This is a genomic window from Streptomyces sp. NPDC097129, assembly GCF_055668065.1.
Genome location: NZ_JBVOQE010000056.1, coordinates 1 through 1,610, shown reverse-complemented (window position 1 = coordinate 1,610; position 1,610 = coordinate 1). Strand labels below are relative to the sequence as shown.

The 1,610-nt window shown below is 36.5% G+C and carries 1 protein-coding gene; it reads left to right on the top strand.

What is annotated here, in order from left to right:
- Positions 1-124: 124 nt before the first annotated feature.
- A complete protein-coding gene (locus AC0B9F_RS38050; protein WP_127742017.1) occupies positions 125-1,507 on the top strand; it encodes a sugar porter family MFS transporter in 1,383 nt (460 codons plus the stop codon).
- Positions 1,508-1,610 lie beyond the last annotated feature (103 nt).

The window sequence follows — 1,610 nt, the reverse complement described above, 5'->3', positions numbered from 1 at the left end:
CTTTATTACTCATTACCATCTATTTTTTCACAATAAATAGGAAGCGATTAAACTATTCAAACTGTAAATTGTGGAAAGCTCCAAAAACTATAAACAGAAATGAACTTTTGAGGAGAGAATCTTAATGGTTAATGAAAAGAAAATTTCAAGTGGCTTCATTTATTTTTTTGGGGCATTTGCGGGAATTCTATTTGGTTATGATATTGGGGTTATGACCGGTGCCCTACCTTTTCTTCAACAAGATTGGAGTCTTGAGAACAATGCAGGTACAATTGGCTGGATTACTTCTTCGGTGATGCTTGGAGCGATTTTTGGAGGTGCATTGGCCGGACAACTTTCTGATCGTCTAGGTCGGCGCAGAATGATTTTAATATCTGCTTTAATTTTTATTGTTGGATCTATTTTATCAGGAATAGCTCCTCATAATGGTGTCATTTTTTTAATCATTGCTCGGATATTATTAGGCTTGGCTGTAGGGGCTTCCTCTGCTTTAGTTCCAGCCTATATGTCGGAAATGGCGCCTGCACGTATGCGTGGTCGTTTGTCAGGAATTAATCAAACAATGATCGTTTCTGGTATGTTGCTATCTTACATTGTTGACTTTATATTGAAAGATTTGTCGGGAACACTGGCATGGAGATTAATGCTTGGTATGGCTGCCATACCTGCTATAATCTTATATGTTGGTATGTTAAAATTACCTGAATCTCCACGTTTTTTAATAAAGAACAATAAACTTGATGAAGCTCGTAAGGTCTTAGGCTATATTCGCTCTGACAAAGGAGAAATTGATTCGGAAATCAAACAAATATTTGAAGCCGCCAGAGAGGAAAGGAAGCTAAACCAAAAAACATCATGGGGAACACTCTTAAGTAATAAATACCGTTATTTATTAATTGCCGGTGTGGGTGTTGCAGCTTTCCAACAATTTCAGGGCGCTAATGCCATTTTTTATTACATCCCTTTAATTGTAGAAAATGCAACAGGACATGCAGCTAGTTCAGCGTTAATGTGGCCAATTATTCAGGGAATTATTCTTGTGGTAGGTTCATTAATATTCCTAATGATTGCTGATAAATTTAATCGACGTACTTTATTAACAATTGGTGGAACAGTTATGGGACTCTCCTTTATTTTACCTGCAATAATGAATGTATTAATTCCTAATGCAAATCCAATGATGATGGTTGTTTTCTTAAGTATCTATGTAGCACTTTACTCATTCACTTGGGCTCCTTTAACTTGGGTTATCGTTGGGGAAGTTTTTCCGTTAACAATTCGTGGACGTGCGTCTGGATTAGCTTCATCCTTTAACTGGATTGGTTCATTCTTAGTTGGATTGCTATTTCCAATTATGACCGATTCCATGCCTCAAGAAGCAGTTTTTGCAATCTTTGGTGTTATTTGTTTACTTGGAGTTATCTTTATCCGGATAAGAGTTCCAGAAACTCGTGGCTGCAGTTTAGAGGAAATTGAAAAAATTGGAGAAAATAAACAAAGCGCTTGAACTGGGATGGCTAGCAGGGGTAGGCTCAACTTAGTTCTAGTTTTTACAGATATTTGAATGATATAAAGAATAGTGCTTTATTAAATTAATTGTATGGCTTTTA

What these genes read in the sequence shown, in the direction of transcription:
- AC0B9F_RS38050 (WP_127742017.1), top strand. Translation starts at nt 125, where the DNA reads ATGGTTAATGAAAAGAAAATTTCAAGTGGCTTCATTTATTTTTTTGGG.